16 protein-coding genes are annotated in these 13,628 nt (G+C 69.1%); 5 read left to right on the plus strand and 11 right to left on the minus strand.

Annotation, left to right across the window (positions count from 1 at the left end; genetic code table 11):
• Positions 1 to 53 precede the first annotated feature (53 nt).
• From ACWGID_RS21465 to ACWGID_RS21475, 3 genes are all read right to left on the minus strand, one after another.
• On the minus strand, positions 54 to 1,025 hold the full coding sequence (locus ACWGID_RS21465; protein WP_452199074.1) for a DUF5926 family protein: 972 nt from the start codon (positions 1,023 to 1,025) through the stop codon (positions 54 to 56).
• Positions 1,026 to 1,088: 63 nt separating this feature from the next.
• Positions 1,089 to 1,505 carry an ATP-binding protein gene (locus ACWGID_RS21470; RefSeq protein WP_452199076.1) on the minus strand — a complete coding sequence of 139 codons (417 nt, stop codon included), beginning with the start codon at positions 1,503 to 1,505 and terminating at the stop codon, positions 1,089 to 1,091.
• A 241-nt stretch (positions 1,506 to 1,746) separates the two neighbouring features.
• On the minus strand, positions 1,747 to 2,571 hold the full coding sequence (locus ACWGID_RS21475) for a glycerophosphodiester phosphodiesterase (RefSeq protein WP_452199078.1): 825 nt from the start codon (positions 2,569 to 2,571) through the stop codon (positions 1,747 to 1,749).
• A 58-nt stretch (positions 2,572 to 2,629) separates the two neighbouring features.
• Here ACWGID_RS21475 and ACWGID_RS21480 point away from each other — a divergent pair, with 58 nt between their 5' ends.
• Positions 2,630 to 3,619 (plus strand): zinc-binding dehydrogenase, encoded by a 990-nt coding sequence (locus ACWGID_RS21480; protein WP_452199080.1) that lies wholly within the window; start codon positions 2,630 to 2,632, stop codon positions 3,617 to 3,619.
• A gap of 17 nt (positions 3,620 to 3,636) precedes the next feature.
• Here ACWGID_RS21480 and ACWGID_RS21485 read toward each other — a convergent pair whose 3' ends face one another.
• The 6 genes from ACWGID_RS21485 to ACWGID_RS21510 form a co-directional block, all read right to left on the minus strand.
• A complete protein-coding gene (locus ACWGID_RS21485) occupies positions 3,637 to 4,974 on the minus strand; it encodes an LLM class flavin-dependent oxidoreductase (protein ID WP_452199081.1) in 1,338 nt (445 codons plus the stop codon).
• Positions 4,971 to 5,663 carry an ABC transporter ATP-binding protein gene (locus ACWGID_RS21490; protein ID WP_452199083.1) on the minus strand — a complete coding sequence of 231 codons (693 nt, stop codon included), beginning with the start codon at positions 5,661 to 5,663 and terminating at the stop codon, positions 4,971 to 4,973. Before ACWGID_RS21490 ends, ACWGID_RS21485 begins: the two co-directional genes overlap by 4 nt.
• Complete coding sequence (locus tag ACWGID_RS21495; protein WP_452199084.1) at positions 5,660 to 6,496, minus strand: ABC transporter permease; 837 nt, start codon at positions 6,494 to 6,496, stop codon at positions 5,660 to 5,662. Before ACWGID_RS21495 ends, ACWGID_RS21490 begins: the two co-directional genes overlap by 4 nt.
• The gene (locus ACWGID_RS21500; RefSeq protein WP_452199086.1) at positions 6,493 to 7,563 is read right to left on the minus strand and encodes an ABC transporter substrate-binding protein; all 1,071 of its coding nucleotides are present in this window, start codon (positions 7,561 to 7,563) and stop codon (positions 6,493 to 6,495) included. Before ACWGID_RS21500 ends, ACWGID_RS21495 begins: the two co-directional genes overlap by 4 nt.
• Positions 7,556 to 8,110, minus strand: coding sequence for a flavin reductase family protein (locus ACWGID_RS21505; protein ID WP_452199088.1), 555 nt, complete (start codon positions 8,108 to 8,110; stop codon positions 7,556 to 7,558). Before ACWGID_RS21505 ends, ACWGID_RS21500 begins: the two co-directional genes overlap by 8 nt.
• A 116-nt stretch (positions 8,111 to 8,226) precedes the next feature.
• A complete protein-coding gene (locus tag ACWGID_RS21510) occupies positions 8,227 to 8,298 on the minus strand; it encodes a putative leader peptide (protein ID WP_387771715.1) in 72 nt (23 codons plus the stop codon).
• Positions 8,299 to 8,373: 75 nt separating this feature from the next.
• On the opposite strand from ACWGID_RS21510, the gene ACWGID_RS21515 reads away from it, so the two are divergent.
• Positions 8,374 to 8,886 carry an RNA polymerase sigma factor gene (locus ACWGID_RS21515; RefSeq protein WP_452199252.1) on the plus strand — a complete coding sequence of 171 codons (513 nt, stop codon included), beginning with the start codon at positions 8,374 to 8,376 and terminating at the stop codon, positions 8,884 to 8,886.
• Positions 8,879 to 9,445, plus strand: coding sequence for a methylated-DNA--[protein]-cysteine S-methyltransferase (locus ACWGID_RS21520; protein WP_452199090.1), 567 nt, complete (start codon positions 8,879 to 8,881; stop codon positions 9,443 to 9,445). The genes ACWGID_RS21515 and ACWGID_RS21520 overlap by 8 nt, the downstream gene beginning before the upstream one ends.
• A 124-nt stretch (positions 9,446 to 9,569) precedes the next feature.
• On the opposite strand, the gene ACWGID_RS21525 is transcribed toward ACWGID_RS21520, so the two are convergent.
• Positions 9,570 to 10,253: a class I SAM-dependent methyltransferase gene (locus tag ACWGID_RS21525; RefSeq protein WP_452199092.1), complete on the minus strand. Its 684-nt coding sequence runs from the start codon at positions 10,251 to 10,253 to the stop codon at positions 9,570 to 9,572.
• Positions 10,254 to 10,279: 26 nt separating this feature from the next.
• Positions 10,280 to 10,897: a hypothetical protein gene (locus tag ACWGID_RS21530; RefSeq protein ID WP_452199094.1), complete on the minus strand. Its 618-nt coding sequence runs from the start codon at positions 10,895 to 10,897 to the stop codon at positions 10,280 to 10,282.
• 85 nt (positions 10,898 to 10,982) lie between these two features.
• On the opposite strand from ACWGID_RS21530, the gene ACWGID_RS21535 reads away from it, so the two are divergent.
• The gene (locus tag ACWGID_RS21535; RefSeq protein ID WP_452199096.1) at positions 10,983 to 12,911 is read left to right on the plus strand and encodes a thiamine pyrophosphate-binding protein; all 1,929 of its coding nucleotides are present in this window, start codon (positions 10,983 to 10,985) and stop codon (positions 12,909 to 12,911) included.
• A 9-nt stretch (positions 12,912 to 12,920) separates the two neighbouring features.
• Positions 12,921 to 13,625 (plus strand): flavodoxin family protein, encoded by a 705-nt coding sequence (locus ACWGID_RS21540; protein ID WP_452199098.1) that lies wholly within the window; start codon positions 12,921 to 12,923, stop codon positions 13,623 to 13,625.
• Positions 13,626 to 13,628 lie beyond the last annotated feature (3 nt).

The raw sequence follows: 13,628 nt of genomic DNA on the forward strand, positions 1-13,628 counted from the left end.
CGAAACGCCCACCCCGGCAGCAGCCAGGGGTGGGCGTTCGTCGTTTCAAGCGGTCAGCGGATGGTGAGCTGGCGGCTGGCCAGGCCGGCGCGGGCCGCGCGCTCGTCGGTGGTGAGCGGCGCGTCGGTGGCGAGCGCCTTCTCCAGAGCGGCAGCGAAGTCGGCGGCCGGCTTCTCGACGTCGGTGGCCTCGGTCCCGGCCGGGAGCTCCCAGACCGGCGCCAGTACGCCGAGGGCGCGGAAGGAACCGATCAGGCGGCTGCCGTTGATGATCGCCGACGAACCGGCGGCGTGCAGCCGGGCGAGCGCGTCGAGCACCGTGTCCTCGGTGTGCGGCAGCACCCAGCGCAGGTAGATGCGGTCGCCGATCTGCGTCCAGTACGCCGCGTCCACCGACTCCAGCCGGACGGTCGGGGCGGCCGCGGCGTTCGCGCGCTCCAGGCCGGCGGCGACCTCACCGGTCGGGTCCTCGACGTTCTCTCCGACCCAGTAGTCGAAGCCCTCGTGGACCTTGATCTCCAGCGGCTTGGAGGTGTCGATCAGGTCCTGCAGCCGCGGTCCGTCCTTCATCAGGTCGCCGAGCTGGATCGGGTTCCCGGGCTCGGTCCGCAGCGCGGCGGTGATCGCGTGGCCGAGGTCGCGGCTCGGGTCACCCGACGACGCGTGCGTCTGCAGGCCGATCCAGATCGTCTCGTCGTCGCGCACCAGACCCGGCATCGCCATCGGCAGCAGCGTGACCAGGTTGACCACCTTGCCGGCGTTGTCGCCGACCAGCTCGACCTGCACGGTGCCGGACGGGACGATCTCGCGGAACGCGATCAGGTCACACTCGGACGGCAGCCCCTCGAACGGCCGCACCACGAACGCATCGGCCGCCTGCGCCCGGTCCTTGCCGTGGCACTGCTTGAACCGCTTGCCCGAACCGCACGGGCAGGGTTCCCGCGGCCCGACGTCGACCAGATCGGCGGGGTCGAGCGTGACGGTCGTCGTCGTGTTCTTCGCGCGCTGCCGCGACTTCTTTCCCATAACCACGCAGTCTTGCAGCCCAGCACGCCCCGGAGCCAACTCACCCGGGGCTGCCGGCGCCGGTCAGTTCGGGATGACAGCGTGGACCGTGCGGTGGTGGGCGGCGGTGCGGACGTCCCAGCCCGAGGTGAGCATCTCGACGATGGCCAGACCGCGGCCGCCGACCGACTCCGGGTGGGTGTCGCTGATGCGCTGCGGTTCGGTGTCACCACGGCCGTCGGTGACCTCGACATGGATTCCGGCCTTGTCGATCCACCAAGCGGCACGGACCTCGCCCGACGGCAGCGGCGGGGCGTACCGGATCGCGTTCGACAGCAGCTCCGTGAGGACGAGCTTGGCGTCCTCACAGGCATTTCCGGCCACCCTGTACCGCTTCAGGTAGGTGGCCAGACGGCGTCGTGCGTCCGCTACCGCGGACACTTCGTGCGGGAGTACGACGTCCACGACGCTCACGTCGGCGGGCAAGGTCGCTGAGGACAAGCAGGGTCTCCTCGATGATCGGAACAGCCATAGGAACATCTGCCCACGATCCGGCCCCGGAAAACCACTGCAAGTATTCCGTTACATAGCCACCGCGGAGTTCCCGCCTAAACTCCGGGAAACCGTGATGAAATCGACGGATTGAGCGTTAAGAATAACCGCCCGCATTCGCGTCACTACGTATCCATACCAGCGTGACACAAGCCACACAATCCGTGCCGAAGTGTCACAAACCCGCAGGTCAGGTACGGCGTCCTACATCTTCCGGCCCTTCTGCGAGCACCCGCAGCGCGACGTCCGGCCGGTCGCTGATGACCGCGTCGACACCGAGCTCGCGGCAGCGCCGGACGTCTTCCTCGGCGTTCACGGTCCAGACATGAACCTGGTGCCCGTGTTTCTGCGCGCGCTCGACGTACTCCGGGTGCGCGGTGACGATCTCCAGGCTCGGGCCGGCGTACGAGACGCCGGTCGGCAGCGAGCCGTCGCGGAAGCGCAGCGGGATGCGGTCCATCAGCAGGACGGTGCGCAGCCCGGGCGCGGCCGCCCGCATCCGGCGCAGCGACAGCCAGGAGAAGCTCATCACCCGGGCCGGCGACTCCGTCCCGAGCTTCGGGTGCGCCCAGCCGTAGCGGTCCAGGGTCTCGATCAGGCGGCGCTCGACGCGCCCGGCATACCGGGTCGGGTGCTTGGTCTCGATCGCCAGCTCGACCGGGCGGCCGGCGTCCCGGACGGTCGCCAGCAGCGTGTCGAGCGTCAGCACCTTCCGGCTGTCGAGGTCGGGCAGCTCGGTCTCCTCGTCGACGTCGGCCCCCTGGTGTTTCCACGAGCCCCAGTCGTAGGTCTCGAGCTCTTCGAGGGTCATCGTGGACAGCACGCCCTGGCCGTTCGAGGTGCGCTCGATCCGGCGGTCGTGCACGCAGACCAGATGCCCGTCCTTGGTCAGCCGGACGTCGCACTCGAGTCCGTCCGCACCGACGTCGATCGCCCGCCGGTACGCCGCGAGCGTGTGTTCAGGATCGACTGCACTGGCGCCGCGATGGGCAACGACGCGCGGGAGCTTCCGCATGCAGGAAACTCTTTCACACGATGCCGGTGGATCGGGGGACGAGACATACCCTCACGCCATGGACATGCGCGCGATCGTGCTGGACGGGCCGGTGCAGCCGGAGGAACTGCGGGTGCGACGGGTCCCCGTCCCCGAACCGGGCCCGGGCTGGGTGCGGATCAAGGTCGAAGCGTTCGGGCTGAACCGGTCGGAGTACCACCTCCGGGCCGGCCTCGCGACGAACGCGCGCTTCCCGGTCATCCCGGGCATCGAGGCGGCCGGGACGATCGACCTGGCGCCCGGTGATGAGTTCGCCGAAGGCCAGCAGGTCGTCGCGATGATGGGCGGGATGGGCCGCGAGTTCGACGGCGGGTACGCCGAGTACGCCGTCGTTCCCGTGTCCTCGGTGATCCCGGTGACGACCGACCTGGACTGGGCGACGCTCGGCGCGCTGCCGGAGATGCTGCAGACCGCCCACGGATCGCTCCACACCGGGCTGGCGATCGAGCCCGGCCAGTCGCTCCTCGTCCGCGGCGGTACGTCGTCCGTCGGCGTGGCGGCCGCAGTCCTCGCGAAGGAGGCCGGGCTGACCGTGTTCTCGACGACGCGGAATCCGCAGCGGGCCGACGTACTGCGTGAGCTCGGTGTCGATCACCCGATCGTTGACGACGGCAACGTCGCGGCGAAGGTCCGGGAGATTCTCCCGCAAGGCGTGCACGCGGCGCTCGAATTGGTCGGCACCAATGTCCTTCCGGACACCCTGCAGGCGACCGCGATCCACGGCACGGTGTGTTTCACCGGAATGCTGAGTGATTCCTGGACGATCCCGGACTTCTACCCGATCGGTTACCTCCCGAACGGCGTCCGGCTGACGGCGTACGGCGGCGAGAGCTCGGACCTCCCGGCGGCCGCGTTCCAGCGGTACGTCGACCTCGTGGCCGCGGGCAAGCTGCCGATCCGGATCGACCGGGTGTTCACGATGGACGAGATCGGCGAGGCGCACCGGATCATGCAGGACGGTACGGCGGTCGGGAAGCTGGTGGTGCGGGTCGGGGGTCCCGCCACCTGACGGGACCCCCAACGTTCTCAGGCGGTCGCCTCCTGGAGTTCCGCCGTACGCCCGGTCGGTCGGGGCAGGCCGTAGTGGTCGCGCAACGTCGTACCGGAGTACTCGGTGCGGAACAGGCCGCGGGACTGCAGGATCGGGATCACCTCGTCCACGAACGTGGTGAGCCCGGACGGGAGCACCGGCGGCATGATGTTGAAGCCGTCGGCGGCACCCGCCTCGAACCAGTGCTGGATCGCGTCCGCGACCTGCTCCGGCGTACCGGTGAAGGTCCGGTGACCACGTCCGCCACCGAGGCGGCCGATCAGTTCCCGCACGGTCAGCTGCTCGCGCCGGGCCAGGGACACGATCAGCGTGTAGCGGCTCTTCGCGCCCTCGATCTCGTCCTCGTCGGGCAACTCGGCCGGCAACTGCTGGTCGAACGGGAGGTCCTCGGGCGTCACCCGTAGCGTCTTCGCGAGCTGCAGCCGTGCGTACTCGGGCCGGATCAGCGCGTCCAGCTGATGCTCCAGCCGTTCCGCCTCCTCGACCGTGGACCCGATCACCGGCACGATCCCGGGCAGGATCTTCACCTCGGACGGATCCCGTCCCAGCGCGACCGCACGCGCTTTCAGGTCCCGGTAGAAGTCCTGCGCGTCCTCCAGCGTCTGCTGCGCGGTGAACACCGCCTCGGCGTACCGCGCCGCCAGGCCCTTGCCGTCCTCCGACGACCCGGCCTGCACGATCAGCGGATGTCCCTGCGGCGACCGGGGCAGGTTCAGCGGCCCGCGCACCTGGAAGTACCGGCCGACGTGGTCGATCGGCAGCACCCGCTCCTGCACCGCCCACACCCCCTCGGCCTTGTCCGCGACCGCCGCGTCGTCCTGCCACGAGTCCCACAGCTTGTACGCGACCTCGAGGAACTCCGCCGCCCGCTCGTACCGCTCCGCGTGCGCCGGCTGGTCGGCGAGGTTGAAGTTCCGCGCCGCCTCCGGCCCGGCCGTGGTGACCACGTTCCACCCGGCCCGGCCACCGCTGACGTGGTCGATGCTGGCGAACCGCCGCGCGAGGTTGAACGGCTCGTTGTACGTCGTCGACGCGGTCGCGATCAGTCCGATCCGAGACGTCACGCCCGCCAGCGCCGCGAGCAGCACCGTCGGGTCCAGCGCGCCCGCGGGACGCCGGCCGACGGTCCCGATCAGCACCGGTGAATCGGCGAAGAAGATCGAGTCGAACTTCCCGCGCTCCGCGGTCCGCGCCAGCTCCTGGTAGTGCTCGATCTTCACGTTCGCGAACGGGTCGCTCTCCGGCAGCCGCCAGGACGCCTCGTGGTGCCCGGTACTCATCAGGAACGCGTTCAGGTGCAACTGCTTGCTCATACCGAGACTCCCAAGGCGTCGAGAAGCCGCGCACGGACCGCGGCGAATCCTGGATCGGCCGCACTCCGCGGCGCCGGCAGGTCGATCGTCTCCGCGGCGACGATCCGGCCGGCGTCGAGCACGATCACCCGATCGGCCAGCACGATCGCCTCGTCGACATCGTGCGTGACCAGCAGTACGGCGGGTTGGTGCGCGGCGCACAACTTCCGCAACAACACATGCATCTTCAGCCGGGTCAACGCGTCCAGCGCTCCGAACGGCTCGTCCGCGAGCAACAACTCCGGCTCGCGCACCAGCGATCGGGCCAACGCGACCCGCTGCTGCTCGCCACCGGACAACTCGTTCGGCCAGGCCTTCTCCCGACCGGCCAGTCCGACTTCCTCGAGACTCTGCCGACCACGCTCGCCGGCGTCGGGCAGCCCGAGCACGACGTTGTCGAGAACTTTTGCCCACGGCAACAACCGGGAGTCCTGGAAGACCACTGACACGTTCTCCGGGACCGACACGTCACCGGATCCCTCGACGTCGAAGTCCAGCCCGGCCAGTGCCCGCAGCAAAGTGGACTTGCCGGAACCGCTCTTGCCGAGCAGGGCGACGAACTCGCCTGGTTCGATGTCCAGGTCCACACCGTCGAGCACGGCGCGTTCGTCGTACCGGCGGACCAGGTCGCGGACCTGGACCGTCCTCACGAGGCTAGCGTTCGGCGCCATGACAGGGCCCTCCTCTGGATCAGGCGGACGACCGCGTCGGAGAGCAGGCCGAGGACGCCGTACACGACCAGGCCGACGATGATGATGTCGGTCTGTCCGTACGTGCGGGCCAGCTCCATCATGTAGCCGATTCCGCTGGTGGAGTTGATCTGCTCGACGACGACCAGCGATAGCCACGCACCGGTCACCGCGAACCGCAGCCCGAGCAGGAACCCGGGCAGGGCTCCCGGCAGTACGACGCGGCGGATGAACTGCCATTGCGAGAGACCGACCGTCTGCGCGAGTTCGACGTACCGGCTGTCGATGGTGCGCAGGCCGTTGTGGGTGTGGATGTAGACCGGCACGAACACGCCGAGCAAGATCGTGACGACCTTCATCGACTCGCCGATGCCGAGCCAGAGGATCAGCAGCGGCAGCAGGGCGAGCGACGGGATCGCCCGCTTGATCTGGATCGGTCCGTCGAGGACGGCCTCACCGAGGCGGGACAGGCCGGAGATCAGGGCGAGTACGACGCCCAGCACGATGCCGAGCGCGAGTCCGACCAGTGCACGCTGCGCCGACGTCCACAGGTTCGACTGCAGCCGGCCGTCCGCGATGAGGTCGCCGGCCGTGCTCACCACGGTCCACGGCGCGGACAGGATTCGTTGGTCGATCCAACCAGCCGCGGATCCGATGCTCCAGATCACCAGCAGCAGCACCGGACCGATCGCGGCCCCGAACCTGATCGGCTTCCCCGGCCCGAGCCGCCGGCGGCGTACGACGGGTTTCGCGGTGGTCCGGGTCCGTAACCCGGGCAGGGTGGTCGCGCTCATTTGGCGCCGCCCTTGATCGCGTCCGCGGCGACGGTCTGGAACCGCAGGTCGTAGAGGTCCTTGGCCTGGATCACCGGCTTGTCGGTCTCCTTGGCGAGCAGCTCGATGGTCTCCTGCTGCCGCTGGATCGCGTCATTCCAGTCCGCCGGGATGTCCGGGTGACCGGCGTTGTCGACCAGCCACTGACCATCCGCCTCGCTGAGGCCCTGGTCCTTCACGTAGTACCCCGCGATCCACTCCTTGGGGTGCTTGTCGATCCAGTTCTGCGCGATCCCCCAGGCGGCGACGTACGCGCGGATCGCGGCCGCCTTGCCCGGGTCCTCCAGCGACTCGACCGGCCCGTAGAGGTGGCCGGCGTCGTCGCGCAGGCCGTGGTCGATCACGCTCGCGCCGTCCTTGCCGTACTTGGCCAGGTACCGCTTGATCTGGACGCCGCCGATCGGGGCGACGTCGACCTGCTTCGAGGAGAGCGCGTTCGAGTACACGTCGCCGGTGCTCGGCAGCTCGATCAGCTTCACGTCCTCCTTGGTCAACCCGGCCTTCTTCAGCACCTTGAGGATCAGCGCGCCCTGCGCCTGACCCGGGCTGTACGCGATCTTCTTGCCGCGCAGGTCGCCGAGCGTCGACACCGATACCCCGGGCGCGACCCCGAGCTTGTAGATCGGGTGCTTGATCGCGTCCTGCCGGAACTTGGAGGCGACGATCTTCACGTGCAGCCCGGTCCAGGTCGCGTTGATCGGTGGGATCTCGGCGACCGAACCGAGGTCGAGGGCATGCGCCCGGAACGCCTCGGTGGTCTGCGGACCGCCACTCAGGTTGGCGAACTGGACGTACTTCGACACCGCGTCGTACTGACCGGAGAGCTTCAGCGCGACCTCGGTGGCGGGGTCACCGACCACGATCTTGGCGCCGGCCGGGACGGTGGTCGGCAGCGGCGCGTCGAGCGAGAGCTTCGCGGCGGCGTCGCCACCGGCGTTGGCATCACCGCCGCAGCCGGTCAGCAGGGCCACTGTGGACAAGGCGGCGAGGGCAGCGGTCAGGACGGCGAACTTACGGATCTCAGGCATGGTGTGCTTTCGGGGTGGCGGTGGCGTAACGGCCGTCGTGGTAGAGGAGCGGCTCGTGTTCACGGCGTTCGGTATGGGTGGCGAGGCGGGCGACGACCAGGTAGTGGTCGCCGACGGCGAAGCGGTGCTCGACGTGCGCGCGCAGGTAGCTCGGGGCGTCGTCGAGGACGGGCTCGCCGGAGTCGAGTCGGGACCATCGGGTCGGCTCGGCGAACCGATCGATCCCGCTGGTCGCGAACCGGCCGGCGATCCCGTGCTGGTCGGCGGACAGGAAGTTGATCACCACGCTGGACGCCGTACTCACGGTCGGCCAGCTGGAGGCGCTGGTCGCGATCGCGAACGAGACCAGTGGCGGCAGCAGGCTGATCGAGACGAGTGAGGTGGCGGTGAATCCGACCGGGCCGTGACCGGCGTCCGCGGTGATCACCACGACACCGGCGGCGTGGCGACGGAAGACGGTGCGGTAGACGTCGGCGTCCACCACCCGCTCCTGGGCATGGTCGGGGACGACGGACAGGGCAGGACGGTTCAGGGCAGGCAAAGACATGTCTCTCCCTCGGAATCGGGGCAGGGACGACCGGCAGCAGTGACCGGGCGGAAGACAGAGGCAGAGGCCTCATGAAGTGCGAAGCGGGACAGCCTCGCGCAGTACGAGGACAGGGCTCACCGACAGGTGGCGCTCGCCGTCCGCAGGAGATCGATGACGCGACGGCGGGTGAGGAAGGTCGTCGTCATGTCAGATATCTTCGCATCAATGTCTACTGACTAAGTGGACAATCTCGTGATGCGGACTCACACGCTCCACCGGTGATGCGTTCTACTTACGTGATGGCTCGGGAGAAGGTCGTACTGCCGCCGTTCCAGGCGCTGATCGACGCGCACTGGCGGGACGTGGGCCGGCTGGCGCGCGCGCTGGCCGGACCGGTGGACGGCGACGACGTCGCGCAACGCGCCTGGGAGAAGGCGTATGCGGCGTACCCGGCACTGACGTCGGCGAAGAACCTGCGCGGCTGGCTGCTCACCATCACTGCCCGGTGCGCGACCGACGTCCACCGGGCGCGGAAACCGCAACGCCCACTGGACGAGGCGCCGCCGGTCGCGGTCGAAGGCCCGGACGCCGCCGACTGGCCCGACCCCGACCTGTGGCAGGCGGTCAACCAGCTCCCGGAGCGGCAACGCTTCGCGATCACGCTCAAGTACGTCGGCGACCTGGACCACCACGGCGTGGCCGCCGCTCTGGACACCACGCCCGCCGCGTCGCGCCGGCTCGTCAGCGACGCGCTGTCGACCCTGCGCACGAAACTCGGAGTAAACGATGACTGATCTCGAGAGCCGGCTGACCCGGCTCAGCACACTCGACCCGAAACCACCGATCCTCCCGGCGGCGGACGTCGCCTACACCCTGCACGACACCCCGATCGGGACCCTGCTGCTCGCGATCACGCACGGCCGGGTGGTGGCCAGCTCCTTCGGCGACGAGGAGACGATGACCAATCGGCTCGCCCGCGCGATCTCCCCGCGAGTACTGCGTCAGGCCCGCCCACTGGACGACCTGCGCCGCCAGCTCGACGAATACCTGGCCGGTGAGCGTCAGGCCTTCGACGTCGAGGTGGACCTGGCGCTGGCGACACCGTTCCAGCGGTTGGTCCTGAACGATCTCCCGAGCCACACCAGCTACGGCGCCACGACGACGTACGGCGCGGTCGCCTCCGACATCGCGAAACCCAAGGCGTCCCGCGCGGTCGGGACGGCCCTCGGGGCGAACCCGGTGTGCGTCGTGCTGCCGTGCCACCGGGTGGTCGGCGCGAGCGGCGCCCTCACGGGGTACGCCGGTGGGCTCGACGCGAAACGCTTCTTGCTGAATCTCGAAGCAAAAAGCTGAGTTTTCCGGAATCGTCCGGAATGGATTTAGACTGAATACACAAAGGAGCAGATCCCCAATGTGGAGTGGGGATCTGCTTCTTGTTTCCGGTCAGGCGGCGCGGGCGACGGAATTTCCTGACGCGTCAGTCATTCGACGGTTGGTGGATCTCCAGGATCAGCCGGCGGCGACCGCCCCAATCCCGTTTGTAGACCTTGTAGTCGTCGATTCCGGCGGCCGCGCAGAGCCGTCCGTAGCTGATCTCGTCGTGGATGAAATGCACGCTGCTGGTGTCGTCGGCGTGCTCGGTGGTGACGATCCGGTGCTCGGGTCCCTGCCGCAGGCCGTTGGCGATCTCGGCGGCCGTCGCCGGTCCCCAGGCCGGGCCCTCGATGATCGCGATCCCGCCCGGCTTCAGCACCCGGGAGATCTCGCAGATCGTGGAGATCTGCTCGTCCTCGGCGAACAGCTCGTGGAACGCCGTCCACAGGCAGATCACCGCGTCGAACGAGTCCCACTTGTACGGCAGGTCGGTCATCGAACCGATCGCCCAGTCGACCGCGAGCTCGTCCTCCGCGGCCCGGGCGCGGCCGGCCTCGATCAGGTTCGGCGAGATATCCAGCGCACGGACGACCTTGCCCGCCCGCCGCAGCGGCAGCGCGACCCGGCCGTACCCGCAGCAGAGGTCGAGCACCGTCTCCCGGTCGGCGAGCAGCTCCTCGACGGCCTTGACGATCAGCGCGTCCCGCTCCGGCGTCGTACGCGCGGCCAGGCCGTCGGCCCCGAGTTCCGCATATTCGGCCCGGCTACGCAGTGCGGAATTCAGCATGCTGTCAGTATTCCGGTACCCCCGGGTCAGTTGTCCAGCAGGGATCTCGCGGTGCCGAAGAACTCACGGATGCCGGAGAGCTGCGCCAGTTCGGACAGCGGCCGCACGGCGCCGAACGGGGCGTTCCAGAATTCACCGGTCCGCGGCGTCGGCAACCCGACGTACGCGTAGGGCTCGGGCTGGTCGTCGTCGCCTGGTGAGACGCCGTAGTTGACCTTGTCGATGCTGACTCCGACGTCGAAGTGCTCGGGCCAGAGCGTCGGGGTCTCACCCGGCGCGAGGTCCCGGAGTGCGGCGTCACCGCGGGCGAAGGCATCCTCGAGCAGCCGGGTGGCCGCCGGGTCGATCTCCAGGTGGTCGTCCGGCGCGATCTTCGGACCACCGGAGTACACGTCGTCGAGTCGGCTCGCCTCGACACCGACGGCCGCGGCGAGTTCGGCGTACGTGCCGGTCAGCCGCACCGAGACCGTCGGCGAGACCAACGAGTCGCCGGCGACCCGCAGCGTGCCGTCCAGGGTGCCGAAGCCGCCCGGTACGACGCGCAACCTGATACCGCGGCCTTGACGGTGCTGGGGTCCGGCCAGCAGCAGTTCGGCGACGCCGTGCAGGGATCGGCGGGTTACGGCGAGCGAACGTGCGTGCATGGTGGCCCCTCTTCCTGTAACGCCTGATCGGTGGCCGGCACTGATCTGTTGGACGGTCTGTGTCGCGAGGGGCGGGAGACGTTACATGTCAGCGAATTGGCATCGGGTGAACGACATCGACGTACCGGCGGAAGGGCGGGTCCGCAGCGTCGCTGTGGACGGTCGGAGTATCGCGATGGCGCGTTGTGGGGCGCGACTCGGCGCACTGGAGAACAAGTGTCCGCATCAGGGCGGTCCGCTCGGTGAGGGCTCGATCGAGAAGGGGCTGCTGCGCTGTCCGTGGCACGGGTACGACTACGACCCGATCACCGGTCAGCCACCGGAGGGGTTCTCCGACGGCGTTCCGTCGTACGACGTGGACGAGCGCGCCGACGGTGTCTACGTACAGCTTCCGGAACTGCCGACGCAGGTACGGACCGTCGCGGACGTGCTGGTCGAGACGTTGGTGGCGCACGGGATCACGCACGTCTTCGGCATGGTCGGGCACTCGAACCTCGGGTTCGCCGACGCGATGCGGCGCGCCGAGGACCGCGGCGAACTCACCTACATCGGGATCCGCCACGAGGGCGCCGCAGCGTTCGCGGCCAGCGCCTACGGCAAGCTGACGGGCCGGCCGGCCGTGTGCTTCGCGATCGCAGGCCCGGGGTCGACCAACCTGCTGACGGGACTGTACGACGCCAAGCTCGACGGCTCGCCCGTGATCGCGGTCTCCGGACAGGTGCCGTCGAAGTGGCGCGGCCGCGGGGCGTTCCAGGATCTCGATCTGACCGCGGTCTTCAGCGACGTCGCGGTCTCGAGTACGTCGGTGCACGCGGGCAGTGATCATGCCGAGCTGGCCGCGCTCGCGGTCAAGCACGCGATCGACGGCCGTGGCGTCGCGCACCTGGTGCTGCCCGACGAGGTCCAGGTCCAGCCGTCCGACGCACCGGCCACGCGCCCGGGTGGACGGCTGTCACCGCGTCTCATCCGGCCGGACAAAGGCACCCTGGCGCGGGCCGCCGCGATGATCCACGACGCCCGCCGACCGGTCCTGATCGTCGGCCACGGTGCTCGCCGCGCCGAGACCGAGGTCCGCGAGCTGGCCGAGCGTCTCAACGCACCCGTGCTGACCACGTTCAAGGCCAAAGGGCTGGTGCCGGACACTCATCCGCTCGGCGCCGGAGTACTCGGCCGCAGCGGTACGCCGGTGGCGAGCTGGCTGATGAACGAGTCGGATCTGCTGATCGTGGTCGGCGCTTCGTTCTCGAACCACACCGGCATCGCGGCGTACAAGCCGATCGTCCAGATCGACGACGACCACGCCGCCATCGGCCGCTTCGACCCGGTCGCCGTGGACGTGCTGGGCGACTCCCAACTGGCGCTGGCCACGCTCACCAGGATGCTCGCCGACACCAAGGCCGAGGACCAGCGGCCGGACCTCGCCGAACGCTGGGCGATCTGGCGGGCGGAGAAGAAGCGCCGGGTCGACGACGATCGCGGCAAGGGCGTGTCGGCGGCCGCGGTCTTCGACGCGCTGTCCAGGCACCTGCCCGCGGACGCCGTCGTGACCGTTGACGTCGGCAACCATGCGTACTCGCTCGGCCGGTACCTGGAGTCGAAGGGCCAACCGGTGCTGATGTCCGGCTACCTCGGGTCGATCGGCTTCGGGTACCCGGCGGCACTCGGCGCCTGGGCCGCCGCACCCGGCCGGCCGATCGTCGCGGTCACCGGCGACGGCGGCTTCGGGCAGTACGCCGCCGAACTCACCACCGCGGTCAAGTACGGCATCGGGATCAAGCACGTCCTGCTCGACAACCACTCGCTCGGCAAGATCAGCAAGGAACAACTCGCCGCCGACTACCCGGTCTGGCACACGACCCTGCACAACCCGGACTGGGCGTCGTACGCCGAACTCTGCGGCGCGACCGGCCTGCGGGTCACCCGACGCGCGGACCTGGACGCCGCGATGACCGAACTGTTCGCCGCCACCGGACCAGCCCTGCTCTGCATCGAGCAGGACGCGGAACTGCTTTAGGAGCCACCGATGACCGAGTACGCCGACCTTCGCGCACTGTTCGTCAACTGCACGCTGAAACGCTCGCCCGCCGTCAGCAACACCGAGGGCCTGGTCGACATCAGCCGGAAGATCCTGGAGAAACAGGGTGTCCAGGTCGACGTGATCCGGGCCGTCGATCACGACATCGCGACCGGGGTCTGGCCGGACATGACCGAGCACGGCTGGGCGGTCGACGCGTGGCCCGCGATCCAGGAGCAGGTGCACGCGGCCGACATCCTGGTGATCGCCGGGCCGATCTGGCTGGGCGACAACAGCTCGGTGACCAAGCGGGTGATCGAGCGCTTGTACGGCAACTCGTCGGTTCTCAACGAGCACGGCCAGTACGCGTACTACGGACGCGTCGGCGGCTGCCTGATCACCGGGAACGAGGACGGGGTGAAGCACTGCGCGATGAACGTCCTCTACTCGCTGCAGCACCTCGGCTACGCGATCCCGCCCCAGGCCGATGCCGGCTGGATCGGCGCGGCCGGACCCGGGCCGTCGTACCTGGATGCCGGATCGGGTGGGCCGGAGAACGACTTCACCAACCGGAACACCACCTTCATGACCTGGAACCTGCTGCATCTCGCCCGGATGATGAAGGATTCCGGCGGCATCCCGGCGTACGGCAACCAGCGGTCGGAGTGGGATGCCGGCTGCCGATTCGACTTCGAGAACCCGGAGTACCGCTGACCC

The organism is Kribbella sp. NPDC054772, assembly GCF_053611945.1.

What these genes read in the sequence shown, in the direction of transcription:
- ACWGID_RS21465 (WP_452199074.1), bottom strand. Translation starts at nt 1,025, where the DNA reads ATGGGAAAGAAGTCGCGGCAGCGCGCGAAGAACACGACGACGACCGTC.
- ACWGID_RS21475 (WP_452199078.1), bottom strand. Translation starts at nt 2,571, where the DNA reads ATGCGGAAGCTCCCGCGCGTCGTTGCCCATCGCGGCGCCAGTGCAGTC.
- ACWGID_RS21480 (WP_452199080.1), top strand. Translation starts at nt 2,630, where the DNA reads ATGGACATGCGCGCGATCGTGCTGGACGGGCCGGTGCAGCCGGAGGAA.
- ACWGID_RS21485 (WP_452199081.1), bottom strand. Translation starts at nt 4,974, where the DNA reads ATGAGCAAGCAGTTGCACCTGAACGCGTTCCTGATGAGTACCGGGCAC.
- ACWGID_RS21495 (WP_452199084.1), bottom strand. Translation starts at nt 6,496, where the DNA reads ATGAGCGCGACCACCCTGCCCGGGTTACGGACCCGGACCACCGCGAAA.
- ACWGID_RS21500 (WP_452199086.1), bottom strand. Translation starts at nt 7,563, where the DNA reads ATGCCTGAGATCCGTAAGTTCGCCGTCCTGACCGCTGCCCTCGCCGCC.
- ACWGID_RS21505 (WP_452199088.1), bottom strand. Translation starts at nt 8,110, where the DNA reads ATGTCTTTGCCTGCCCTGAACCGTCCTGCCCTGTCCGTCGTCCCCGAC.
- ACWGID_RS21515 (WP_452199252.1), top strand. Translation starts at nt 8,374, where the DNA reads ATGCGTTCTACTTACGTGATGGCTCGGGAGAAGGTCGTACTGCCGCCG.
- ACWGID_RS21520 (WP_452199090.1), top strand. Translation starts at nt 8,879, where the DNA reads ATGACTGATCTCGAGAGCCGGCTGACCCGGCTCAGCACACTCGACCCG.
- ACWGID_RS21525 (WP_452199092.1), bottom strand. Translation starts at nt 10,253, where the DNA reads ATGCTGAATTCCGCACTGCGTAGCCGGGCCGAATATGCGGAACTCGGG.
- ACWGID_RS21530 (WP_452199094.1), bottom strand. Translation starts at nt 10,897, where the DNA reads ATGCACGCACGTTCGCTCGCCGTAACCCGCCGATCCCTGCACGGCGTC.
- ACWGID_RS21535 (WP_452199096.1), top strand. Translation starts at nt 10,983, where the DNA reads ATGTCAGCGAATTGGCATCGGGTGAACGACATCGACGTACCGGCGGAA.
- ACWGID_RS21540 (WP_452199098.1), top strand. Translation starts at nt 12,921, where the DNA reads ATGACCGAGTACGCCGACCTTCGCGCACTGTTCGTCAACTGCACGCTG.